31 protein-coding genes and 2 pseudogenes are annotated in these 21,655 nt (G+C 64.2%); 24 read left to right on the top strand and 9 right to left on the bottom strand.

Translation table 11 applies throughout. The features are described 5' to 3' along the window. The 13 genes and pseudogenes from ACLIJ1_RS15340 to ACLIJ1_RS15280 all read left to right on the top strand — a co-directional run. Nucleotides 1–64, top strand: a pseudogene (locus ACLIJ1_RS15340) (elongation factor Tu); the annotation flags it as partial. An 11-nt stretch (nt 65–75) separates the two neighbouring features. Continuing rightward, a complete protein-coding gene (gene rpsJ / locus ACLIJ1_RS15335) occupies nt 76–390 on the top strand; it encodes a 30S ribosomal protein S10 (protein ID WP_068174613.1) in 315 nt (104 codons plus the stop codon). 208 nt (nt 391–598) lie between these two features. Further along, entirely contained in the window at nt 599–1,267 is a 669-nt protein-coding gene (gene rplC, locus ACLIJ1_RS15330; RefSeq protein ID WP_411366393.1) for a 50S ribosomal protein L3, read from the top strand. Beyond that, nucleotides 1,267–1,887, top strand: coding sequence for a 50S ribosomal protein L4 (gene rplD, locus ACLIJ1_RS15325; protein WP_411366392.1), 621 nt, complete (start codon nt 1,267–1,269; stop codon nt 1,885–1,887). The genes rplC and rplD overlap by 1 nt, the downstream gene beginning before the upstream one ends. Continuing rightward, the gene (rplW, locus tag ACLIJ1_RS15320; RefSeq protein WP_066157709.1) at nt 1,884–2,195 is read left to right on the top strand and encodes a 50S ribosomal protein L23; all 312 of its coding nucleotides are present in this window, start codon (nt 1,884–1,886) and stop codon (nt 2,193–2,195) included. Before rplD ends, rplW begins: the two co-directional genes overlap by 4 nt. Nucleotides 2,196–2,197: 2 nt before the next feature. Continuing rightward, entirely contained in the window at nt 2,198–3,022 is an 825-nt protein-coding gene (gene rplB, locus ACLIJ1_RS15315) for a 50S ribosomal protein L2 (RefSeq protein ID WP_066261951.1), read from the top strand. A 12-nt stretch (nt 3,023–3,034) separates the two neighbouring features. Then, a complete protein-coding gene (rpsS, locus tag ACLIJ1_RS15310; RefSeq protein ID WP_411366391.1) occupies nt 3,035–3,310 on the top strand; it encodes a 30S ribosomal protein S19 in 276 nt (91 codons plus the stop codon). A 9-nt stretch (nt 3,311–3,319) separates the two neighbouring features. Next, on the top strand, nt 3,320–3,655 hold the full coding sequence (gene rplV, locus ACLIJ1_RS15305) for a 50S ribosomal protein L22 (RefSeq protein ID WP_411366390.1): 336 nt from the start codon (nt 3,320–3,322) through the stop codon (nt 3,653–3,655). A 16-nt stretch (nt 3,656–3,671) separates the two neighbouring features. Next, nucleotides 3,672–4,532, top strand: coding sequence for a 30S ribosomal protein S3 (gene rpsC / locus ACLIJ1_RS15300; protein ID WP_382174890.1), 861 nt, complete (start codon nt 3,672–3,674; stop codon nt 4,530–4,532). 2 nt (nt 4,533–4,534) lie between these two features. Continuing rightward, entirely contained in the window at nt 4,535–4,951 is a 417-nt protein-coding gene (gene rplP, locus ACLIJ1_RS15295) for a 50S ribosomal protein L16 (RefSeq protein ID WP_066157696.1), read from the top strand. 15 nt (nt 4,952–4,966) lie between these two features. After that, nucleotides 4,967–5,167 carry a 50S ribosomal protein L29 gene (gene rpmC / locus ACLIJ1_RS15290; protein ID WP_308331124.1) on the top strand — a complete coding sequence of 67 codons (201 nt, stop codon included), beginning with the start codon at nt 4,967–4,969 and terminating at the stop codon, nt 5,165–5,167. An 11-nt stretch (nt 5,168–5,178) separates the two neighbouring features. Continuing rightward, nucleotides 5,179–5,448, top strand: coding sequence for a 30S ribosomal protein S17 (gene rpsQ / locus ACLIJ1_RS15285; protein ID WP_411366389.1), 270 nt, complete (start codon nt 5,179–5,181; stop codon nt 5,446–5,448). 129 nt (nt 5,449–5,577) lie between these two features. Further along, complete coding sequence (locus tag ACLIJ1_RS15280; protein ID WP_411366388.1) at nt 5,578–6,090, top strand: peroxiredoxin; 513 nt, start codon at nt 5,578–5,580, stop codon at nt 6,088–6,090. A 57-nt stretch (nt 6,091–6,147) separates the two neighbouring features. On the opposite strand, the gene ACLIJ1_RS15275 is transcribed toward ACLIJ1_RS15280, so the two are convergent. Both ACLIJ1_RS15275 and ACLIJ1_RS15270 read right to left on the bottom strand, forming a co-directional pair. Continuing rightward, the gene (locus ACLIJ1_RS15275; protein WP_411366409.1) at nt 6,148–6,672 is read right to left on the bottom strand and encodes a GNAT family N-acetyltransferase; all 525 of its coding nucleotides are present in this window, start codon (nt 6,670–6,672) and stop codon (nt 6,148–6,150) included. Nucleotides 6,673–6,737: 65 nt separating this feature from the next. Continuing rightward, nucleotides 6,738–7,412, bottom strand: a complete 675-nt coding sequence (locus ACLIJ1_RS15270) for a cytochrome b/b6 domain-containing protein (RefSeq protein ID WP_411366387.1) — start codon at nt 7,410–7,412, stop codon at nt 6,738–6,740. 149 nt (nt 7,413–7,561) lie between these two features. Between ACLIJ1_RS15270 and ACLIJ1_RS15265 the strand changes: the two genes are divergently transcribed. Further along, nucleotides 7,562–8,014, top strand: a complete 453-nt coding sequence (locus ACLIJ1_RS15265; protein ID WP_411366386.1) for a c-type cytochrome — start codon at nt 7,562–7,564, stop codon at nt 8,012–8,014. A gap of 84 nt (nt 8,015–8,098) precedes the next feature. Here the strand turns inward: ACLIJ1_RS15265 and ACLIJ1_RS15260 are convergent, their stop codons facing one another. Together ACLIJ1_RS15260 and ACLIJ1_RS15255 are read right to left on the bottom strand one after the other, a co-directional pair. Continuing rightward, entirely contained in the window at nt 8,099–8,614 is a 516-nt protein-coding gene (locus ACLIJ1_RS15260; RefSeq protein WP_411366385.1) for a TlpA family protein disulfide reductase, read from the bottom strand. A gap of 80 nt (nt 8,615–8,694) precedes the next feature. Then, nucleotides 8,695–9,680: pseudogene (locus tag ACLIJ1_RS15255) on the bottom strand (CaiB/BaiF CoA transferase family protein). Nucleotides 9,681–9,736: 56 nt separating this feature from the next. Between ACLIJ1_RS15255 and ACLIJ1_RS15250 the strand changes: the two are divergent. From ACLIJ1_RS15250 to ptsP, 5 genes are read left to right on the top strand one after another with little or no spacing between them, the layout of a single operon-like run. Next, entirely contained in the window at nt 9,737–10,273 is a 537-nt protein-coding gene (locus ACLIJ1_RS15250) for a hypothetical protein (protein ID WP_411366384.1), read from the top strand. Then, nucleotides 10,270–11,532 carry an MFS transporter gene (locus ACLIJ1_RS15245; RefSeq protein WP_411366383.1) on the top strand — a complete coding sequence of 421 codons (1,263 nt, stop codon included), beginning with the start codon at nt 10,270–10,272 and terminating at the stop codon, nt 11,530–11,532. The genes ACLIJ1_RS15250 and ACLIJ1_RS15245 overlap by 4 nt, the downstream gene beginning before the upstream one ends. A 9-nt stretch (nt 11,533–11,541) precedes the next feature. Continuing rightward, a complete protein-coding gene (locus ACLIJ1_RS15240; protein ID WP_411366382.1) occupies nt 11,542–11,988 on the top strand; it encodes a PTS sugar transporter subunit IIA in 447 nt (148 codons plus the stop codon). Further along, on the top strand, nt 11,957–12,226 hold the full coding sequence (locus tag ACLIJ1_RS15235; RefSeq protein ID WP_411366381.1) for an HPr family phosphocarrier protein: 270 nt from the start codon (nt 11,957–11,959) through the stop codon (nt 12,224–12,226). Before ACLIJ1_RS15240 ends, ACLIJ1_RS15235 begins: the two co-directional genes overlap by 32 nt. Then, nucleotides 12,223–13,998 (top strand): phosphoenolpyruvate--protein phosphotransferase, encoded by a 1,776-nt coding sequence (ptsP, locus tag ACLIJ1_RS15230; RefSeq protein WP_411366380.1) that lies wholly within the window; start codon nt 12,223–12,225, stop codon nt 13,996–13,998. The genes ACLIJ1_RS15235 and ptsP overlap by 4 nt, the downstream gene beginning before the upstream one ends. 11 nt (nt 13,999–14,009) lie before the next feature. Here ptsP and ACLIJ1_RS15225 read toward each other — a convergent pair whose 3' ends face one another. After that, on the bottom strand, nt 14,010–14,843 hold the full coding sequence (locus tag ACLIJ1_RS15225) for a DMT family transporter (protein WP_411366379.1): 834 nt from the start codon (nt 14,841–14,843) through the stop codon (nt 14,010–14,012). Between the two features lie 82 nt (nt 14,844–14,925). On the opposite strand from ACLIJ1_RS15225, the gene ACLIJ1_RS15220 reads away from it, so the two are divergent. Beyond that, nucleotides 14,926–15,276, top strand: coding sequence for a carboxymuconolactone decarboxylase family protein (locus ACLIJ1_RS15220; RefSeq protein ID WP_411366378.1), 351 nt, complete (start codon nt 14,926–14,928; stop codon nt 15,274–15,276). Between the two features lie 195 nt (nt 15,277–15,471). Next, nucleotides 15,472–16,773: a class I SAM-dependent methyltransferase gene (locus ACLIJ1_RS15215; protein WP_411366377.1), complete on the top strand. Its 1,302-nt coding sequence runs from the start codon at nt 15,472–15,474 to the stop codon at nt 16,771–16,773. A gap of 47 nt (nt 16,774–16,820) precedes the next feature. On the opposite strand, the gene lipA is transcribed toward ACLIJ1_RS15215, so the two are convergent. The 4 genes from lipA to ACLIJ1_RS15195 are packed head-to-tail and all read right to left on the bottom strand — an operon-like array spanning nt 16,821 to nt 19,745. After that, complete coding sequence (gene lipA, locus ACLIJ1_RS15210) at nt 16,821–17,837, bottom strand: lipoyl synthase (RefSeq protein WP_411366376.1); 1,017 nt, start codon at nt 17,835–17,837, stop codon at nt 16,821–16,823. Nucleotides 17,838–17,864: 27 nt separating this feature from the next. Next, the gene (gene lipB, locus ACLIJ1_RS15205; protein ID WP_411366375.1) at nt 17,865–18,557 is read right to left on the bottom strand and encodes a lipoyl(octanoyl) transferase LipB; all 693 of its coding nucleotides are present in this window, start codon (nt 18,555–18,557) and stop codon (nt 17,865–17,867) included. 16 nt (nt 18,558–18,573) lie between these two features. Continuing rightward, nucleotides 18,574–18,858: a DUF493 family protein gene (locus ACLIJ1_RS15200; protein WP_411366374.1), complete on the bottom strand. Its 285-nt coding sequence runs from the start codon at nt 18,856–18,858 to the stop codon at nt 18,574–18,576. An 8-nt stretch (nt 18,859–18,866) separates the two neighbouring features. Then, nucleotides 18,867–19,745, bottom strand: coding sequence for a D-amino acid aminotransferase (locus ACLIJ1_RS15195; protein WP_411366373.1), 879 nt, complete (start codon nt 19,743–19,745; stop codon nt 18,867–18,869). 118 nt (nt 19,746–19,863) lie between these two features. Between ACLIJ1_RS15195 and ACLIJ1_RS15190 the strand changes: the two genes are divergently transcribed. The 3 genes from ACLIJ1_RS15190 to atpE all read left to right on the top strand — a co-directional run bounded on the left by ACLIJ1_RS15190 (nt 19,864) and on the right by atpE (nt 21,611). Next, a complete protein-coding gene (locus tag ACLIJ1_RS15190) occupies nt 19,864–20,376 on the top strand; it encodes an ATP synthase subunit I (protein ID WP_411366372.1) in 513 nt (170 codons plus the stop codon). 28 nt (nt 20,377–20,404) lie between these two features. Continuing rightward, nucleotides 20,405–21,289, top strand: coding sequence for a F0F1 ATP synthase subunit A (gene atpB, locus ACLIJ1_RS15185; RefSeq protein ID WP_411366371.1), 885 nt, complete (start codon nt 20,405–20,407; stop codon nt 21,287–21,289). A gap of 73 nt (nt 21,290–21,362) precedes the next feature. Beyond that, nucleotides 21,363–21,611 (top strand): F0F1 ATP synthase subunit C, encoded by a 249-nt coding sequence (gene atpE / locus ACLIJ1_RS15180; protein WP_374407998.1) that lies wholly within the window; start codon nt 21,363–21,365, stop codon nt 21,609–21,611. The last annotated feature ends 44 nt before the right edge of the window (nt 21,612–21,655 follow it).

Genomic DNA, 21,655 nt, shown 5'->3' with positions numbered 1-21,655 from the left:
CTTCGCCATCCGTGAAGGCGGTCGTACCGTCGGCGCCGGCGTGGTTGCCAAGATCATTGCCTAAGGAGCACACACATGTCTTCCAAGCAAAAGATCCGCATCCGCCTGAAGGCGTTCGATTACAAGCTGATCGACACCTCGGCCGCCGAAATCGTTGACACCGCCAAGCGCACCGGCGCGATCGTCAAGGGCCCCGTGCCCCTGCCGACCCGCATGAAGCGCTTCGACATCCTGCGCTCGCCGCACGTCAACAAGACCTCGCGCGACCAGCTCGAAATCCGCACGCACCAGCGTCTGATGGACATCGTCGATCCGACCGACAAGACGGTCGACGCGTTGATGAAGCTGGACCTGCCGGCCGGCGTGGACGTCGAAATCAAGCTGCAGTGATCTTGCGGCAGGCCTGGGTGAGCGCCCGGGCTTGCAATGAACAAGCCCGCCGGTTATACTGGCGGGCTTTTCGGGCTCTTGGCCCGAAATTTTCGTTTGTCGGTCCGGTTCATGAAAATGTTCAGGGTCGCATTCCCGTCCTGATCGCCCTTGGGTGGTCGGGTCAAACATCAGCCCCGGCCAATTGCAGTCGGGAACGGAGAAAACAATGAGTCTTAGCAACTCCCTCGGGTTGTTGGGTCGCAAGGTGGGCATGATGCGTCTGTTCACCGATGACGGGGACGCAGTGCCTGTCACGGTGGTCGATGTGTCGAACAACCGCGTGACGCAAGTCAAAACCCAAGCCAACGATGGCTACGACGCGCTGCAGGTCACCTTTGGCCAGCGTCGCGCCTCCCGCGTCACCAAGCCCATCGCGGGCCACCTGGCCAAGGCCGGTGTCGAAGCGGGTGAAATCATCCAGGAATTCCGCGTTGCTGCCGACGTGGCTGCCCAGTACCAGCCGGGCGCTACCGTTGCTGCCAACGCCATCTTTGCCGCCGGCCAGAAGGTCGACGTGCAGGGCACTTCGATCGGTAAAGGCTTCGCCGGCACCATCAAGCGCCACAACTTCAGCTCGCAACGCGCGTCGCACGGCAACAGCCGTTCGCACAACGTGCCGGGCTCGATCTCCATGGCCCAGGATCCGGGTCGCGTGTTCCCGGGCAAGAAGATGACCGGCCACATGGGCGATCAGACCAAAACCATCCAGAACCTCGACATCTTCCGCGTTGACGAATCCCGTCAGCTGCTGATGATCCGTGGTGCCGTGCCTGGTGCCAACGGCGGTTTCCTGACCGTCCGTCCTGCCGTCAAGGCCAAGAAGGGAGCTAACTGATGCAAGTTGAACTCCTGAACGACCAAGGTCAGGCCGCGTCCAAGCTGGACGTGCCCGAGACCGTCTTCGGTCGCGACTACAACGAATCCCTGATCCACCAGCTCGTGGTGGCTTATCAGGCCAACGCCCGTCAAGGTACGCGTGCCCAGAAGGACCGTGAGCAGGTCAAGCACTCGACCAAGAAGCCGTTCAAGCAAAAGGGCACCGGTAACGCGCGTGCTGGTATGACTTCCTCGCCGCTGTGGCGCGGGGGCGGTCGCATCTTCCCGAACAGCCCGGACGAAAACTTCACCCAGAAGCTCAACAAGAAGATGTACCGCGCCGGCATGGCCTCCATCTTCTCGCAGCTGGTTCGTGAAGGCCGCCTGGCCGTGGTCGACTCCATCAAGGTGGACTCGCCCAAGACCAAGCAGCTGGCTGACAAGTTCAAGGCCATGAACCTGAGCAACGTGCTGGTGATCGCCGAGGAAGTCGACGAGAACCTGTACCTGGCTTCGCGCAATCTGGCCAACGTGCTCGTGGTCGAGCCGCGTTACGCCGATCCGGTGTCGCTGGTGCACTACAAGAAGGTCCTGGTCACCAAGGGTGCCATCGACCAGCTCAAGGAGATGTTCGCATGAGCGTCACGAAATACGACGAAGGCCGTCTGATGCAGGTGCTCGTGGCACCGATCGTGTCGGAAAAGGCCACCCAAGCCGCCGAGCAGTCCAACGCTGTGCTGTTCAAGGTGCTGCAGGACGCCACCAAGCCCGAGATCAAGGCCGCCGTTGAACTGATGTTCAAGGTCCAGGTCAAGGGTGTGTCCGTGCTCAACCAGAAGGGCAAGACCAAGCGCTTCGGCAAGACCGTTGGCCGCCGCGACCATGTGCGCAAGGCTTACGTCACGCTGGCCGAGGGTCAGGAACTCAACTTCGGTGGGGAGGCCTAATCATGGCAGTGATCAAGATGAAACCGACTTCGCCAGGCCGTCGCGGCATGGTGAAGGTCACGCGCGAACACCTGCACAAGGGTGATGGCTTCGCGCCGCTGCTGGAACCCCAGCACCAGAAGTCCGGCCGCAACAACAACGGCCACATCACGGTTCGCCACAAGGGCGGCGGTGCCAAGCACCACTACCGCGTGGTCGACTTCCGTCGCAACAAGGACAACATCCCGGCCAAGGTCGAACGCATCGAGTACGACCCGAACCGGACGGCGCACATCGCGCTGCTGTGCTACGCCGATGGCGAGCGCCGCTACATCATCGCCCCCCGTGGCGTTGAAGTCGGTGCCACCCTGCTGTCCGGTTCCGAGTCGCCGATCCGCGTGGGCAACACCCTGCCGATCCGCAACATCCCCGTGGGTTCGACCATCCACTGCATCGAGCTGCAAGTCGGCAAGGGCGCGCAAATCGCCCGTTCCGCTGGCGCCTCGGCTGTGCTGCTGGCCCGCGAAGGCATCTACGCCCAGGTGCGCATGCGCTCGGGTGAAGTGCGCAAGATCCACGTGGATTGCCGCGCCACCATCGGTGAAGTTTCCAACACCGAACACAGCCTGCGCCAGATCGGCAAGGCTGGTATCAAGCGCCACATGGGCATCCGCCCGACCGTGCGTGGTACCGCGATGAACCCGATCGACCACCCGCACGGTGGTGGTGAAGGCAAGACCGGCGAAGGCCGCGCTCCGGTGGATCCGTGGGGCAACCTGACCAAGGGTTACCGCACCCGCAACAACCGCCGCACGCAGTCGATGATCGTCTCGCGTCGTAAGAAGTAAGGGGTTGATGAAATGACTCGTTCTCTCAAAAAAGGCCCCTTCATTGACCATCACCTGATGGCCAAGGTTGAAAAGGCAGTGGCCACCAAGGACAAGAAGCCGGTCAAGACCTGGTCGCGCCGCTCCATGATCCTGCCCGAGTTCATCGGTCTGACGATCGCCGTGCACAACGGCAAGCAGCACGTGCCTGTCTACATCACCGACCAGATGGTGGGACACAAGCTCGGCGAGTTTTCGCTGACGCGCACGTTCAAGGGCCACCCGGCCGACAAGAAAGCCAAGAAGTAAGGACCAACCATGAGCACAGAAACCCGCTCCGTCGTTCGCGGCGTGCGCCTGTCGGTGGACAAAGGCCGTCTCGTGGCCGACCTGATTCGCGGCAAGAAAGTCGACCAGGCTCTGAACATCCTGGCGTTCACGCAGAAGAAGGCCGCCGGCATCGTCAAGAAAGCGCTTGACTCCGCCATCGCCAACGCTGAACACAACGATGGCGCCGACATCGACGAACTGTTCGTGAAAACGATCTACGTCGAACAAGGCGCCACGCTCAAGCGTTTCTCGGCCCGCGCCAAAGGCCGCGGCAACCGCATCAGCAAACCCACGTGTCACATCTACGTGACGGTTGGCAACTGAAGAGGTCAGAGGACATATGGGACAGAAAATCAACCCCACCGGGTTCCGCCTCGCAGTTTCCCGCAACTGGGCCAGCCGCTGGTACGCCAGCAACCGTGACTTCGCCGGCATGCTGGCCGAAGACATCAAGGTGCGCGAATACCTCAAGGGCAAGCTGAAGAACGCCGCCGTTTCGCGCGTCGTGATCGAGCGCCCCGCCAAGAACGCCCGCATCACCATCTACTCGGCACGTCCGGGTGTGGTGATCGGCAAGAAGGGTGAGGACATCGAGAAGCTGAAGAAGGATCTGGCCGCCAAGCTCGGCGTGCCGGTCGCTGTGAACATCGAAGAAGTGCGCAAGCCCGAAATCGATGCCAAGCTGATCGCCGATTCGATCACCCAGCAACTCGAAAAGCGGATCATGTTCCGCCGCGCCATGAAGCGCGCCATGCAGAACGCCATGCGTCTGGGTGCCCTGGGCATCAAGATCATGTCTGCCGGCCGTCTGAACGGTATCGAAATTGCCCGTACCGAGTGGTATCGCGAAGGCCGTGTGCCCCTGCACACCCTGCGCGCCGACATCGACTACGGCACCTCGGAAGCCAAGACCACTTACGGCGTCATCGGCGTCAAGGTCTGGGTCTACAAGGGTGACACCCTGGGTCGCAACGATCTGCCCGCCGTGGAAACCCCGCGTCCGGAAGAAGAGCGTCGTCCCCGCGGTCCGCGCCGTGAGCGTCCGGCCGGTCCTGCTGCCCGCGCCGCTGTGCGTCGCGGCGGCAATGCCGCCCCGGCCGATGGTGCCGACAAGCCCGCCGAGGCCACCGACAAACCCGCCGTTAAGCGCGTTCGCAAAGACGCACCCGCAGGGGCACCTGCGGACGGCAAAGGAGAATAAACATGCTGCAACCCGCTCGCCGCAAGTACCGTAAAGAGCAAAAAGGCCGCAACACCGGCGTCGCCACCAGTGGCGCCACCGTGGCCTTTGGCGACTTCGGTCTGAAGTCCACCGACCGCGGCCGTCTGACGGCCCGCCAGATCGAAGCCGCACGCCGTGCGATTTCCCGTCACGTCAAGCGTGGCGGCCGCATCTGGATCCGCGTGTTCCCGGACAAGCCGATTTCCCAGAAGCCTGCCGAAGTCCGTATGGGCAACGGCAAGGGTTCCGTGGAGTACTACGTGGCTGAAATCCAGCCCGGCAAGGTGCTGTACGAAATCGTTGGCGTGCCCGAGCAACTCGCTCGCGAAGCCTTCGCCCTGGCCGCCGCCAAACTTCCCCTGCGCACCACGTTCGTGGCGCGCATGCTGGGTCAGTAATTCAGGAGAACATAGATGAAAGCTGCTGAACTGCGCCAGAAGGATGTGGCCGGCCTCGAAGCCGAAGTGAAGTCTCTGCAGAAGGCCCATTTCGGCCTGCGCATGCAGAAGGCCACGCAACAACTCAACAACACCGCCACGCTGGGCGATACCCGCCGCGCCATCGCTCGTGCCAAGACCATCTTGGCCGAGAAGCAACGTGCCGCCGCCAAGTAAGGAGTGACGAAATGACGGAAGCCAAAACATCCCTCAAGCGCACCCTGATCGGCAAAGTCGTCAGCGACAAGCGCGCCAAAACCGTGACCGTGCTCGTCGAGCGCCGTGTCAAGCACGAGCTCTACGACAAGATCGTCGCCAAGTCGAGCAAGTACCACGCCCATGACGAAAAGGGTGAGTACAAGGCCGGCGACATCGTCGAGATCACCGAAAGCCGCCCGCTGTCCAAGACCAAGAACTGGGTTGCCACCCGTCTGGTCCAAAAGGCCGCCGTGGTGTAAGCCTGTTCACGCTGGTCTCAGCGCGAATCAAGGAAGCGACCGAAAATTCTCGGTCGCTTTTTTCATTTCCGGGCCTTCTCATCTGGCACCGGTTCCGGCCGACAGGCCATCACATCCCGAGGAGCACACATGATTCAGGTTGGCGAGAAGATTCCGGCGACCACGCTGATGGAATACGTCGAGGTCGAAGGCAACGGCTGCAGCATCGGCCCCAATCCGGTGGACACGGCCAAGGCGAGCAGCGGCAAGACGATTGCGCTATTTGCGCTGCCGGGCGCATTCACGCCCACCTGCTCGGCCAAGCACGTGCCAGGCTATGTGGAGCAGTTCGATGCGCTCAAAGCCGCAGGCGTGGACGAGATCTGGTGCCTCAGCGTGAACGATGCCTTCGTGATGGGCGCCTGGGCGCGTGACCAGAAGACCGGAACCAAGGTGCGCATGCTGGGCGATGGTGATGCGGCCTTCGCCAAGGCCACCGGCCTGACTCTGGACCTGACGGGCAAGGGCCTGGGGCTGCGCAGCAACCGGTACTCCATGCTGGTCAAGGACGGCGTGGTGAAGACCCTGAATGTCGAAGGCCCTGGCAAGTTCGAGGTGAGCGACGCGGCCACGCTGCTGGCGCAGGCCAAAGCTGGCGTTTGACGCGCTTCTGGATTTCGTCAGGAAGAGGGCGGCTGCCATCGGGCACCCGCCCTTTTTTCATGCGGTGCCGGATGCCAGCGAACGCAGGTCGAGCTTGAGATAGTGGGCGCCGGCCAACGGGTTGTGGTAGTAGGGTTCCGTCTCGACGAAGCCCACCTCCTGGTAGAGCGCGCGTGCGGATTCCATGTCGCTGAGTGTGTCGAGCAGCATGGTGGTGTAGCCCGCCTGCTGGGCAGCCAGCACGATGGCATCCACGAGCTGCCGGCCCAGGCCCAGGCCGCGGAATCCAGGTCGCACAAACAGGCGCTTCATCTCGCAAGCGTCGAGATGGTCGCTGGCGACCATCGGCCTGAAAGCACAGCAACCTGCGGACAAACCGTCCACCTCGGCCATCAACAGGCCGCCCGAGGGCGCGATGTAGTCTCCGGGCAGGTTGCTCAGCTCCTGATCGAAGCCCTGGAAGCAGAGATCAATGCCAAGGCTTGCCTGGTATTCGAGGAACAGGGCCCGGATCCCATCCACCTGCTGCGGGGTGCGGACTTCAATCAGTGAAACGGTGGCGGCGGCGCGTGGTTCGGACATCGGAGCGCAAAAGAGCGGTTCGGCCAAGGAATATACGACAGCGCCCCGCAACCAGACCTGACCGGTCATCCGCCAGAGGATTGGCCCAGGCCCGCCAGACCGTAGACCGCCGCAGCACACATGGCCCACAACACCAGGGCCAGCAGGCGCGATTTGGTAGAGTCCGTCGCGCTGGGTACGGGTACGTCAACCTGCTTGTCGCCCAGCACCATTGGGCGAATCAGGTTGTCCTTCTTCACCAGCTTGTAGAACACGATGGCCGCCACGTGCAAGACCACCAGCAGCAGCACCAGCAGCTTCCCGATCGACTTGTGGTATTTGGTGGCGAGGCTCACGGTGTCGCCCGATACCAGGCTCACGAGCGGGCCGGTGAACGCGATCTCGTCGTCGCTGAACAGGCCGGTGCTGACCTGCAGCAGCAGGAGGCTCAGCAGCGCAAGCACCGACAGCATGCCCAGCGGGTTGTGGCCGACCTTGTGCTCCGGCCGGACCACACCGCGCACATAGGCCAGAACGGTGGAAGGACCGTACAGGAAACTGCCGAAGCGGGACCAGTGACCCCCGACAAAGCCCCAGACGAGGCGGAACAGCAACAGGCTGAGCACGGCTAGGCCCAGGCGGCCATGCCATTCCATCCAGTTGCCGCCCACATTGGCGGTGATCACCAGAGAGACGACGCAGGCCGCCAGGGCCCAGTGAAAGATGCGGGTGGGAAGGTCCCAGACACGGACGGTATGCATGTTCAAGCTAGGTGTAAACACTGAAAACGGATAGAGACGATACACGGAACAGGGTTCCTGCGGAACTTTTTCCCACGGCATAAACTCCGGCACCGGTAGCCACGGCTACTGGTTCCCCTCAATCAACCCATTCGCGCAGGAGTCCCTACATGAAATTGCTCGCTTCCCTCACGCTCGCCGCCGTCGTGTCCACGCTGTCGGTGCCGGCCATGGCCCAGTTCCAGAAGCCGGAGGACGCCGTGAAGTACCGCAAGGCCGCCCTGACTGTGATGGCCGCCCATTTCGGGCGCATCGGCGCCATGGCCAACGACAAGGCCCCGTTCGACGCAAAGATCGCCGCCGAGAACGCGGCCATCGTGGAAGAGATGAGCAAGCTGCCCTGGGCCGCCTTTGGCGCAGGCACGGACAAGGGTGAGACCCGCGCCAAGCCAGAAATCTGGACCGATGGTGCCAAATTCAAGAAGAGCTCCGACGACCTGGTCGCCGCCGCCGCGCAGCTGAACGCTGCCGCCAAGACCGGCAATCTGGACAACCTAAAGAAAGCGTTTGGTGAAACGGCAAAGACCTGCAAGGCCTGCCACGACGCCTTCCGCAAGGAGTGAGCAGGTACTTCGGCAGACCGCTCTTCCACAAAAAGGGCTGGACACCTTCGGGTGCCAGCCCTTTTTTCTTGGGACAGGGGCTGATCAGCCCTTGGCCAGCAGATCTTCAATCAGCGCATGCAGGGCCGGGAAATCGGGTTCGCCCACAAAGCGCTTGACGATGCGCCCCTGTTTGTCGACCAGATAGGTGGTCGGCGTCAGCTTCACATCGCCCCAGTTCTTGGCCAGTTCGCCGGTGTTGTCCAGTGCCACCTTGAACGGCAGCTGGCGGGACTGCGCGTAGTTGACCACCCAGGCGGGCTGGTCATAACTCATGGCCACGGCGATGGTCTCCAGACCTTTGCCCTGGTATTTCTTGTAGGTTTCCACGATCGAGGGCATTTCCTTCACGCAGGTGGTGCAGGTGGTGGCCCAGAAGTTGACCAGGGTCACCTTGCCCTTGAGCTGCTCGGTGGTGGTGGTCGAGCCGTCCAGCAGGACAAATTTTGACGCCGGGGCCTGGTCGCCGCCGGCACAGGCCGCAAGGCCCAATGTGGCGACGCCCAGCAGGGCAGACAGGGACAGCAGCGAGCGGCGGCGGGAAATGGGGAGGCTATTCATGGGTGTATGGGACCTCGGGTATCCCGGTAGGAGTCACCTATTGTCGGAGAGTTCAACGCGCGGGCCAAATCTCGCTCCGGTCAGGAGCGCCCGAGCCAGTCCGCCAGCACCTCAGCCTGGTGTTCCCCCAGCAGCGGGGGCGGGCGCTGGCTGAGCACCGGAGTGGCGCTGAGCTTGATCGGACTGGCGACGAGATCGGCACGGCCGGCCACCTCGCAGAACTTGGCGAACTGGCTGTCGTTGCCCACGGCGAGGATGATGTGCTGCGCTTGTCCTGCCGAGTCGGGAGCGACCTCGAACACCTGGTAGGGCACGATGTTGACGTGTGCGTTGCCGGCGCGGTCGGGCACCTTGGCCGCCTCGCGCCCGCGCACCAGGTAGTTGGCGCCGAGGTTGGCGAGCATGGCGACCTGTGTGTCCAGCAGAGCCATGTCGATGTGCTGGCCTTCGCCGGTGCGCTCGGCGTGGCGCATGCGGCCTGAATGGCGACCGTGGCGTAAAGCCCGGTGAACAGGTCGGCCACCGCGACGCCGACCTTTTGCGGCCCGCCGCCGGGCAGGTCGTCGCGCTCGCCGGTCACGCTCATCAGTCCGCCCATGCCCTGGATCGCGTAGTCGTAGCCGGCACGGTCCTTGTACGGACCGGTCTGGCCGAAACCGGTGATGGAGCAGTAGACCAGCCTGGGGTTGAGCGAATGCAGGGTGTCGAAATCGAGCCCGTAGCGCGCCATGTCCCCGACCTTGTAGTTCTCGACAAACACGTCGGCCTTCACCGCCAGTTCGCGGACCAGCGCCTGGCCATCGGGCGTGGCGATGTCGCAGGTGATGGAGCGCTTGTTGCAGTTGGCGCCCAGGTAGTAGGCGGCTTCGGCAGAGTCGGCGCCGTTGCGATCCCTGAGAAAGGGAGGTCCCCAGCCGCGGGTGTCGTCACCGCCGGGGTGGTCGTCGCTGCGCGGGCGCTCAACCTTGACCACATCGGCCCCAAGATCGGCGAGCGTCTGCGTGCACCAGGGACCGGCGAGCACACGGGACAACTCGAGGATGCGGATACCATCCAGAGCATTCATCGGGCCATTGTGCCCGCCGCGGCGGCACCACGCTGTCGCGCATTCCGGAGACACCGTTGCTGCATTCTGTTCGCGCCGCCGGCCTGGCGGCGCTGCTGGTTCTGGGCGCCTGCAGCCCGACCTTCAACTGGCGCGCCTGGCCGGTGGAGGGCACGCCGCTGCAGGCCATGATGCCCTGCAAGCCCGAGAGCGCTTCGCGGGCAGTGCCGATGCTGGGCACACCGGTGGAACTGCACATGCACAGCTGCGAATCGGGTGGGCTGAAGTTTGCGCTGGCCTGGGCCGATGTCGGGCAGGCAGCGCAGGTGCCAGTGGCGATGACAGCCTGGCGCCTGGCGAGCCTGCAGACGTTGAGGGTGACGGTGGCGTCTGCGGACGATCCTGCGCTGAACTGGCCGGTCACGGTGGCCGGCGCGCCCCAGGCGCAGGGCGTACAGGCCCAGGGTACCGACCCGCAGGGCCAGGCTGTGCTGTCCCGCACCGTGTATTTCGCGCGCGGCACCCAGGTGTTTCAGGCGGCGGTCTACGGCGAGCGCCTCAACGGGGAAGCGGTCGAGGCCTTCTTCGGTGGCCTGAAGCTGCCTGCGCCATGAGCGGCGCTGTGGTGCCCGAAGCTGGCGACCAACTGTCTCCACGCACCGCCGTCGCAGTGTTCCTGGTGTTTGCCCTGGCCTACTTTCTGTCGGCGCTGATCCGTGCGGTGACCGCCACGCTCTCGCCGGTGCTCAGCGCGGAGCTCTCGCTGCAGGCACGGGATCTCGGCTTGCTGGCCGGCGGCTACTTCTTTGGCTTTGCGCTGACCCAGTTGCCGCTGGGCACCTGGCTGGACCGCTTCGGTCCGCGGCGCGTGATCCTGGCGTTTCTCGGGGTTGCGGTGCTGGGTTGCGCCGCCTTCGCCGTGGCCACCAGCTTCGTGGGCTTGCTGGCGGCGCGGGTGCTGACTGGCATGGGCGTGAGTGCATGCCTGATGGCGCCGTTGACCGGATTCCGCCGCTGGCTGCCGCCCGCGACGCAGATGCGTGCCAACTCGTGGATGCTGATGACCGGTTCGCTGGGCATGGTGGCCTCGACCTTGCCGGTGCAGTGGCTGATGCCGATGACCGGCTGGCGCGGGCTGTTCTGGCTGCTGGCCGGGCTGGTGCTGCTGTCCATGGTCGGGTTGTACCTGCTGGTGCCGCACTGGCGCGTCGATCCGCTGCGGGCCGAGGCCACGCACACGCCGGTACCAGGCTATGCCGAGATCTGGCGCCACCCCTACTTCCGCCAGATGTTGCCGATCGGTCTGATCAACTACGGCGGCATGGTGGCGGTGCAGACGCTGTGGGCTGGTCCTTGGATGGTGCAGGTCGCCGGATACACGGCATCGCAGGCGGCGTGTGGGCTGTTTGCGGTCAATCTGTGCATGCTGGTGAGCTTCTGGCTCTGGGGGCTGGTCAATCCGCGGCTGGCGCGCCACGGCATCCGCGCCGAGCGGCTGATCGCCTGGGGCTTGCCGCTGAGCTTCGTGGCACTCGCGGCGATCGTGTGGATGGGGCCGGGGGCGGGCTGGCCCCTGTGGGCGGCCTTCTGTGTGAGCAGCACCTTTGTCTCGCTGTCGCAGCCCGCGGTGGCGCTGGCGCTGCCGGCGGCCGCAGCGGGGCGCGCGCTGTCTGCCTACAACCTGGTCATTTTTGCCGGCGTGTTTGCTGTTCAGTGGGCGATCGGAGGGCTTATCGACGTGTTCTCGTTGCTGGGCTGGGACACGGTGGCGCGCTTTCGCGGTGCGGTCGCGGTGTTCGGACTGTGCGGTGTGTCCGCCTATGGACTGTTTCTGCGCGCGCATCTGCGCCAGCCCGCCGGAGCCGCGGGATAAACTCGCGCCATGAACGGCATCCTCATCGTCGCACACGCTCCGCTCGCGTCGGCCCTCCGGTCCTGCGTGCTGCATGTGTTCCCCGACAGCGCCAACGCGGTGTCGGCCCTGGATGTCCTGCCCAATGCCCCGCCGGAAGAATCGCTGGCCCAGGCGCGTGTGCTGGTCAAACAGCTGGACACGCCGCAGGTGCTGGTGCTGACCGATGTGTTTGGCGCGACGCCCTGCAACGTTGCGCACAAGCTGATCGACGGCGTGCGTTCCAAGCTGATCGCAGGTGTCAACCTGCCGATGCTGCTGCGCACGGTGTCCTACCGGCACGAATCGCTGGATGCGCTGGTTTCGCGCGCCATGGTCGGGGCCACGCAGGGCGTGATCCAGGTGGCGGTGACGGCTCCACAAAATCAGGCGAGAAGAACGACACATGATCAAGACCACCGTGACCATCAGCAATAAGCTCGGGCTGCATGCCCGCGCTTCGGCCAAACTCACCAAGCTGGCCGGCAGCCACAACTGCGAGGTGTGGATGTCCAAGGGCGACCGGCGCATCAACGCCAAGAGCATCATGGGCGTGATGATGCTGGCGGCCGGGCTGGGCAGCCAGGTCGAGATCGAGACCAACGGGCCGGAGGAGCAGGCAGCCATGGACGCCATCCTCGCCCTCATCAACGACAAGTTCGGCGAAGGCGAATGAGCTTCACCGTTCACGGTCTCGCTGTCTCCCGGGGCATTGCCATCGGGCGGGCCGTGATCGTGGCGTCCAGCCGCATGGACGTCGCTCACTACTTCGTCAAGCCGGACCAGATCGAAGCGGAGATCGAGCGCTTGCGCCAGGCGCGCAACGGCGTGGTCGAAGAGATCGAGAAGGTGCAGGCCAGTCTGGGCGAATTGGGTTCGCACGACGCGCATCCCGAGCTGAGCGCACTGCTGGACGTGCACCTGATGCTGCTGCAGGACGAGCAGCTCACCAGCGGCGTCAAGCACTGGATCACCGACCGCCACTACAACGCCGAATGGGCGCTGACCACCCAGCTGGAGGTGATCGCGCGCCAGTTCGACGAAATGGAAGACCCGTACCTGCGCGAACGCAAGGCCGATCTGGAGCAGGTGGTCGAGCGCATGCTGCGCATGATGCGCGGCGTGGTCTCGCCGGTGGCGGCGCCGGCTTCGGCGACCAGCGGTTCAGGGGATTCGGATGCGTTGTTTGACCCGTCGGTCGACGTGCCGCTGGTGCTGATCGCGCACGACCTGTCGCCGGCCGACATGTTGCAGTTCAAGCAGAGCGTGTTTGCCGGGTTCGTGACCGACGTGGGCGGCAAGACCAGCCACACGGCCATCGTCGCCCGCAGCATGGACATTCCCGCGGTGGTCGGCGCGCGCTCGGCCAGCCACCTGATCAACCAGGACGACTGGGTCATCATCGACGGCGACGCCGGTGTGGTGGTGGTCGATCCCTCGCCGATCCTGCTGGCCGAATACGGGTTCAAGCAGCGCCAGGGCGAGGTCGAACGCGAGCGCCTGTCGCGCCTGAAGAACACGCCGGCCGTCACGCTCGACGGCCAGAAGATCGAGCTGCTGGCCAACATCGAGCAACCGTCGGATGCCGTCGGAGCGCTCAAGGCCGGCGCGGTGGGTGTCGGTCTGTTTCGTACCGAATTCCTGTTCATGGGCCGCAACGGCAAGCTGCCCGACGAAGAAGAACAGTACGCGGCCTACCGCAGCGCGGTCGAAGGCATGCAGGGGCTGCCGGTCACAATCCGCACCGTCGACGTCGGTGCCGACAAGCCGCTGGACCGCACGCCGGTGCGTTCCGGCGAAGACCACCTGAACCCGGCACTGGGGCTGCGAGCGATCCGCTGGAGCCTGGCCGATCCCGCCATGTTCCTGGCCCAGCTGCGCGCCATCCTGCGCGCGGCGGCGCTGGGGCCGATCAATCTGTTGATCCCGATGCTGGCGCACGCCAGCGAAATCCGCCAGACGCTGGCACTGGTCGACAAGGCCCGCGCACAGCTCGACGCGCAGGGCGCGGTGCACGGCCCGGTGCGTCTGGGAGCCATGATCGAGGTGCCGGCGGCAGCGCTGACGATTCCGCTGTTCCTGCGCCATTTCGATTTCCTCTCGATCGGCACCAACGACCTGATCCAGTACACGCTGGCGATCGATCGCGCCGACGAAGCGGTGGCGCATCTTTACGACCCGGTGCACCCGGCCGTGCTGCATCTGGTGGCCAACACCATCGCGCAGGCACGTGCGCAAGGCAGGAGCGTGAGCGTCTGTGGCGAAATGGCGGGCGACGTCGGCATGACGCGGCTGCTGCTGGGCCTGGGCCTGCGCAGCTTCTCGATGCACCCGTCGCAGATCCTGGCGGTCAAGCAGCAGATCCTGCGGTGCGACACCGGCAAGCTGGCGACCTGGGCGCAGAGCGTCCTGGCGGCCGAAGACCCTGCCGCGTTGATGGCGGACTGAACCCGCCCCGGTCAGCGGCGCGTGGCGAGCACCGCTGCACCGATGATCATGGCGGCGGCCAGCACCACGGGCAGCCCTGGCATTTCTCCCCGTAACAGCAGCAGCGTCAGCGTGGACAGCAGGGGTGTCAGGAAACTCAGCACGCCGATCTGCCGCGCGTCGCCGCGCTTGAGAGCCGCGTCCCAGAGGAAGAACGCGCCACCCAGAGGCCCCAGCCCCAGCACGGCGATCAGAAGCCAGTCCTGGTTGGACAGCGCCGAAGAGGGTTCCAGCAGCGCGTGGCAGGCCAGCGAGAGCAGACCGGAGACCAGCGCAAAACTGCCGATCGCGGCGGTGGGAAAGGGTTTCACGCGTTTGGTCAGCAGTGAGTAACTGGCCCAGATGAAGGCCGAGGCCGCGGCGGGAATGTAGCCCCAGGCCCAGACCACTTCGGCCGATCCGCCGCGCCCGAGGATGGCCAGCGCCGCGCCGGCGAACCCCAGCAGCGCCGCCAGCACGTGGCGCTTGGTGAGCGACACCCCCGGCAGGAACAGCGGCGCCATCACCACGATGCCCAGAGGCCACAGGTAGTTCACCAGATTGGCCTGCACCGGCGGTGCATGGCGCAGTGCGATGAACAGCAGGAAGTGGAAGCCGAACAGGCCGTACACGCCCAGCGCCAGCGTGCTCGCCGGCACTTTCCATTGGCGCCAGTCAAAACGCGAGAGTGGCAGGGCGATGGCGCTGCCCATCAGCAGCGACAGCCCGGTCAGCAGGAAGGGGGGGACGTGGGACAGGGCGACGCCCAGCGCGGCCAGCGAAGCCCAGAGCGCAATCGCGCCCAGCGCCAGGGCGTTGGCGCTCACCGGCAGCCCCTTTGACGCAGGACAGATGCGAAAACCCGGGGTTTCAAAGATACTCTCATGGGTATATTTTGGAGATCAACAGATGAGCACGTTCGACCACAGCAGCCTGATCCACAACATCAACCAGCAACTGGGGCCGTTGCGCAAGTCCCAGCCCGAAGCCATGGCCGGATTCGGCCAGTTGGCCAAGGCCTCGATGGCCGAGGGCGCGGTCAGCGCCAAGCACAAGGAACTGATTGCCCTGGCCATCGGCATCACGCAGCGTTGTTCGGGGTGCATCGGCTTTCATGTGAAAGCCCTGCACCGGCTGAACTGTACCCGTGCCGAGCTGGAGGAAATGCTGACGGTCTGTGTGTACATGGGCGGAGGTCCGGCGCTGATGTATGCCGCCGAAGCACTGGCTGCCTGGGACCAGATGGCTCCTCCGGCTTGAGTCAAGGCTCGCCGTATGATGCGTGCCGTTCCCGTTGCGACGGGTGGGCTCTACACAAGGCGAGACATGGATGCAGGGATTCTGAGTTGTCCGGCCTGCCGGGCGGAGTTGGATGGCACAACTGGCGGGTACCGTTGCCGGGGTTGTGGGGCTGAGTACCAGCAGTCACTCGGTGTGCCGGTTCTCATCCACGGGATGGACTCCGAACCGTCGGGATTCTCCCTCTCCGAGGACCTGGTGAACCAGGTGCTGCGGCAGGAAATGATCGCCGACGAGGAGTCCAATCGCGCCAGGATTCGCGACATCTTCGCGCGCAACTTTCGTCTGTCGGATCTGCTCCTGACCGCCGAGAACAATTTCTACCTGCAACGCATCGGCCTGAAAGTGGAGGGCTACCGCCCCCGGGCCGACACCCAGGACACGGGTGTTCTGGCGTGCGAGATACCCTCGCACATGATTCCCAGGACCCTGCACCCGCAGGAACTGCGCAGCTGGAATGTGCGCCTGAACAACACCGGTCAGCGCACCCTGCTGTGTCACGGTGAAAGTGCTGCCTACCTGACCTACCGGCTGCTGGATGCGCAGGGCCATGCAGTGGATCCAGTTGCCGAAAAGACCACATTGCCGGTGGACATTTCCGCTGGCCGGGGCATCACGATTCCCCTGTGGCTGCTATCCCCGGCGCAGCCCGGGACCTATACCGTCGAGGTCCGGCTCGAACTGGCCGACGGATCGTGGTCGAGCGGGTCGCTGTTGTCGGTGGAGGTCGATGTCCGGCCGGACTGGACCTCCATGGTGCCGCCACACTGGCTGACGCTGCACCGCCTGCCGGGGACCTACGACTACCAGATCGATCATGAGATCGGTCGCGTCTTTCTCAAGGAAGAAACAGCGTTGTCGGGTCGGCCGCTGGAGCGCGTGCTCGAAATCGGAGGTTGCTGCAATCCGATGACCTGGGATCTGCCGTGCCCGGTCGTCAGTGCCGACATCGATGTGCAGACCTTGCAGATCGGTGCACTGCGGTTCTCCACCTACCGTCCGAATGTCGAGTTTGTGGCGGCAGACGCGCATCGGCTGCCGTTTGCCGACGGTGTGTTCGATTGCGCGGTCATGTTCGCCACGCTGCACCACTTCCTGGACCCGGCCGCCTGCCTGAAGGAGCTGATGCGGACGGTGCGCCCCGATGGCTTTGTGGCGATTCTGTGCGAACCGATCGGCTCCTACCGGGCCGAGGGTCTGAGCAACGAGTTCAAGGCCGATCTCGAGCAGGGGATCAACGAGCAGATCTTCACGGCTGAAGAGTACGGCCAGATTTTTGCGAAGGCGGGCATCCAGGCTACCCGCGCCATGATCGACGGCGGCTCGTTCAAGGCCATCCTCAGACGAATTCCCGAACCCGCTCGGGCGCCAGAAGTGCCGCCGGCGCCGCCAGTTCCCGCGGCATTGCCACGGGCTTCACTGCGTCGACGCCTGGGTTTTCTGCTTAGGGGACGCTGAGCGCGACCGGCCCCGCATGGACCGGTCGGCGTCTCTCTCTCAGCAGCTCACCGGCTGGCGGGGTTCAGCACGTCGTGTGCCTGTTGGTCGGCGTGATAGCTTGACCGCACCATGGCGCCCACGGCCGCGTGGGTGAAGCCCATTTCGTACGCCTTTGCCTCGAACATCTTGAACGTGTCCGGGTGAACGTACCGGCGCACCGGCAGGTGGTGGCCGCTGGGCGCCAGGTACTGGCCGATGGTCAGCATGTCGATGTCGTGCGCGCGCATGTCCTGCATGACTTCAAGGATTTCCTCGTCCGTCTCGCCAAGACCGACCATCAGACCGCTCTTGGTCGGGATGCCGGGAAAGCGTTGCTTGAACTTCTTGAGCAGGTTCAGGCTGAACTGGTAGTCCGAGCCCGGGCGCGCTTCCTTGTACAGGCGCGGCACGGTTTCCAGGTTGTGGTTGAGCACGTCGGGCAAGCCTGCGGCCAGGATGTCCAGCGCCTTCTCGTCGCGACCGCGGAAGTCGGGCACCAGCACCTCGATCTGCGTGCCTGGCGACAGTTCGCGGGTGCGCTGGATGCAGCTGACATAGTGGCCGGCACCGCCGTCGCGCAGGTCGTCGCGGTCCACGCTGGTGATCACCACGTACTTCAGCTTGAGCTGGGCGATCGTCTTGGCCAGGTTCTCGGGTTCGTCGGCATCCAGCGGGTCCGGGCGACCGTGGCCGACGTCGCAGAACGGGCAGCGGCGCGTGCACTTGTCACCCATGATCATGAAGGTGGCGGTGCCTTTGCCGAAGCATTCACCGATGTTCGGGCAGCTGGCTTCCTCGCACACGGTGACCAGCTTGTTGCTGCGCAGCACGTCCTTGATCTCGTAGAAGCGCGTGGTGGGCGAGCCGGCCTTGACGCGGATCCACTCGGGCTTCTTCAGCACTTCGGCCGGCGCGATCTTGATCGGGATGCGGGCGGTCTTGGCCTGGCTTTTCTGCTTGGCCGTCGGGTCGTAGCTGGCGGCCGGCTGTGCTTCGCGGACGGTGGTGCTGGCGTCGGCCGCGGGTGTTTCGGGGCGGGTCATGGCGGGAGCGCGCAGGCGCGTTGGAGTTCAGGGGCTGAGGGTGGCGCCGAGCTTTTCGCTCAGGACTTGTGCCGCTTCATCCCATGAAACGGCCACCCCGATTGTAGAAAGATCGACCGTCTGCAGGCCGGCATAGCCACACGGGTTGATGCGCCAGAAGGGTTGCAGGTCCATGCCCACGTTCAGCGCCACGCCGTGGTAGGTGCAGTGCCGGCTGACCTTGATGCCCAGCGCAGCGATCTTGCCAAGGCCGGCGAAGTCCGGTTGCGGGGGTGGAGAGCCTTCTTCGCGCTTCTGCGGGCGCTGGGGCAGCATGGCGTGGCTGAACGGGTCGTCCAGCCGCACATAGATGCCCGGCGCCCCGGCCACGCGGTGGCCGGTCACGCCGAAGTGGCCTAGGGTGCGGATTACCGCCTCCTCGATGCGGTAGACGTATTCCTTGACGAAGTAGCCAGCACGCTGCAGGTCGACCAATGGGTAGACCACCACCTGACCAGGACCGTGGTAGGTCACCTGGCCACCCCGGTTGGTCTTGATCACCGGGATGTCGCCCGGCGCCAGCAGATGGTCTTCGCGGCCGGCCAGCCCTTGGGTGAACACGGGTTGGTGTTCGCAGACCCACAGTTCGTCGGGCGTCTCAGGCGTACGCGCTTCGGTGAACGCGACCATTGCGTCGTAGGTGGGCTTGTAGGCAACCTGGCCAAGCGGGCGGAAGATCATGGCGCGTGCCGGAGCATCAGAGCACGACCTTGACCATCGGGTGCGTGGTCAGCGTGCGGTAGAGTTCGTCGAGCTGTTCACGGCTAGTCACGTAGACCGTGAGCGTCAGGCCCATGTAGTTGCCGGCCTTGCTGGGGCGCAGTTCGATGGACGTGGCGTCGAAACTCGGGTCGAAGGACCTGGCGATGTGCGTCATGGCCGTGACGTAGCCGTCCACGTTGGCGCCCATCACCTTGATCGGGAAGTGACAGGGGTATTCGATCAGCGATTGGTCCGGCGGGATGGGGCGGTTCAGGTCCATGCGGAGTCTCAGGTCAGTTGCCGGGTCTTGGCGCCCTGGTAGGCGGCATACAGGCGTTGATAGATGGGGCCGGGGCGGCCGGTGCCGACCGGGCTGTCGTCCAGGAGGGTGACGGGCAGCACTTCCTTGGTGGCGGAAGACAGCAGCAGCTCGTCGGCCGCCAGCACTTCTTCGCGCGCAATGCGACGCAACTCGAAGCGGGTTCCGGTCTCGGCGCAGAGCGCTTGAATCAGGTCGTAGCGGATGCCCTGGAGCACCAGATGATCCTTGGGTGGTCCGCTGACCACACCGTCGCGCACCACCCAGACATTGCTGGACGCGCCCTCACTGAGCCAGCCGTCGCGGAACATGATGGTCTCGACCGCACCAGCGTCGGCGCTGATCTGGCGGGCGAACACCGAGCCCAGCAGACTGGTACTCTTGATGTGGGCCTTCTGCCAGCGGAAATCGTCGGCCGTGACACAGGCGACACCGTCGCTGCGCTGGGTGGCAGATGGGGGCTTCATCTCGCTGGTCATGACGAACACCGTCGGTGTCAGCCCCTCGGGCATGACGTGGTCGCGACGGGCCACGCCGCGGGTGATCTGTATATAGACCAGCTGGTCGGTGGCGCCGGTGGCTTCTGCAAGCGACTGCATCAGCTGACGCGCAATCTCAAGCCAGCGCGCGCGTGTCAAAGGCTGCGGGATGCGGGTCTCTGCCAGCGAGCGGTCGAGCCGGTCCATGTGCTGCTCGAACCGGAAGATCCGGCCCCCGTAGGCGGGGAGTACCTCGTACACGCCGTCGCCGAAGATGAATCCGCGGTCGAGCACGCTGACCTTCGCGTCCCGCACGCGCGAGAAATCGCCGTTGAGAAAACAGAGCGTGTCGGGGAGGTCTGAAAGCATGGAAGGGATTATCTGGCGCAGCGTCGGCCACCACCGGCAGGTTGACGTCTGGGGTGGGTTTATACGTATAATCACTGGCTTTGCGACCACCAGCGACCTTTGTAACCTGACTGTAAAGATGGATGCCGACAATGCCCCGGCTGCGTTGCCGGAGACGGCAGCCACAACAGCAGATGCTTGGGAAGATGGGGCGCAAGAGCCCGAGTTCAAGCCCCTGACCCGTGAAGAAGCGGAGCAGTGGCGTGCCAGTCAGCCGGAGTTGACTCCGTGGCGGGTGGTGAGGGTGCAATGGCTGGTGGGCTTTTCCCTGGCTGTGCTGGTGGGTCTGGTGACCCGTCAGGCCCCGATCGCCTGGTCTCTGCTGTATGGCGCTGCCGCAGCTGCCTTTCCGACGTCTTTGATGGCTTGGGGGCTGACCTCCAGTGCGCTGTCCAGAAGTCTGGCGGGGCGGGTGGAGACGGTCTTCATGAATTTCGTGCTCTGGGAAGGTGTGAAGATCCTGCTGACCGTGATCCTGTTGTGGATCGCTCCCAGGATCGTTCCGAATCTCAGCTGGCTCGCGCTGGTTGCGGGCCTGGTGGTGGTGCTCAAGGTGTACTGGTTTGGATTTTTGATCCAGGCCCGGCGTTGAATCAAACGGTTGACGGAAACATACAAACATGGCTGCTGAAGGACATTCACCGACCCCGGGCGAGTACATCCGCCATCACCTGACCCACCTCAACACGTCGGGTCACAAGCAGGAGTCGATCGTCGACTTCTCCATCATCAACATCGACTCCGTGGTCTTCAGCGTTCTGCTGGGCGCGCTGGTGTGTTTCTTCCTGTGGCGTGCCGCCAGCAAGGCGTCGGCCGGCGTGCCGGGTCGCTTCCAGGCGGCGGTCGAGATCCTGTTCGAGATGGTCGACAACCAGGCCAAGTCCGTGATTCACAACGCCAACAGCCGCAAGCTGGTGGCTCCGCTGGCGCTGGCGGTGTTCTGCTGGATCTTCATGATGAACTTCATGGACATGCTGCCGCTGGACCTGTTGCCCATGCTTTGGGGCAAGTACAACGCCGCGATCGGTCACGATCCCGAGCATGCCTATCTGCGTGTGGTGCCCACGGCCGACCTTTCCACCACGCTGGGTCTGTCCCTGTCGGTGCTGGTGCTGGTGCTGTTCTACAACCTCAAGATCAAGGGTCTGGGCGGCTGGACGCATGAACTGGTGACCGCACCGTTCGGTACCAGCAAGAACCCAGTGTTCGCACTGCTGCTGGGCGTTGTCAACTTCGCCATGCAGATGATCGAATTCGTCGCCAAGACCGTGTCCCACGGCATGCGACTGTTCGGCAACATGTTTGCCGGTGAACTCGTGTTCATGCTGATCGCGCTGCTGGGGGGCTTTGCTGCCTTCTCGCTGAGCGGTGGCCTGTTCTTCGTCGGGCACATCATCGCCGGTACCGTGTGGACCATCTTCCACATCCTGGTGATCACGCTGCAGGCGTTCATCTTCATGATGCTGGCCCTGATTTATCTGGGTCAGGCGCATGACGCTCACTGAGTTGCACGGGCCTTCCGCGCGCTGAGTTTCTTTTCTTTCTTTTTCACCTCACTTCCATTTCATAGGAGTCATCATGGAAAACGTTCTGGGTCTCGTCGCACTGGCTTGCGGTCTCATCGTCGGTCTGGGCGCTCTGGGCGCTTCCGTCGGCATCGGCATGATGGGCGGCAAGTTCCTCGAATCCGGTGCACGTCAGCCTGAGCTGATGAACGACCTGCAAACCAAGATGTTCCTGCTGGCTGGTCTGATCGACGCCGCCTTCCTGATCGGCGTGGCCATCGCCCTGCTGTTCGCGTTCGCCAACCCCTTCACGCTGGGTTAATGGGTTTGCTGCCGCTTTCGGCAGCAGGCTCCTGAAACACCGGC

This window comes from Hydrogenophaga sp. RWCD_12 (genome assembly GCF_046604225.1).
In the GTDB taxonomy this organism is placed as follows: domain Bacteria; phylum Pseudomonadota; class Gammaproteobacteria; order Burkholderiales; family Burkholderiaceae_C; genus Hydrogenophaga.
This window is presented reverse-complemented; position numbering and strand designations above follow the sequence as displayed.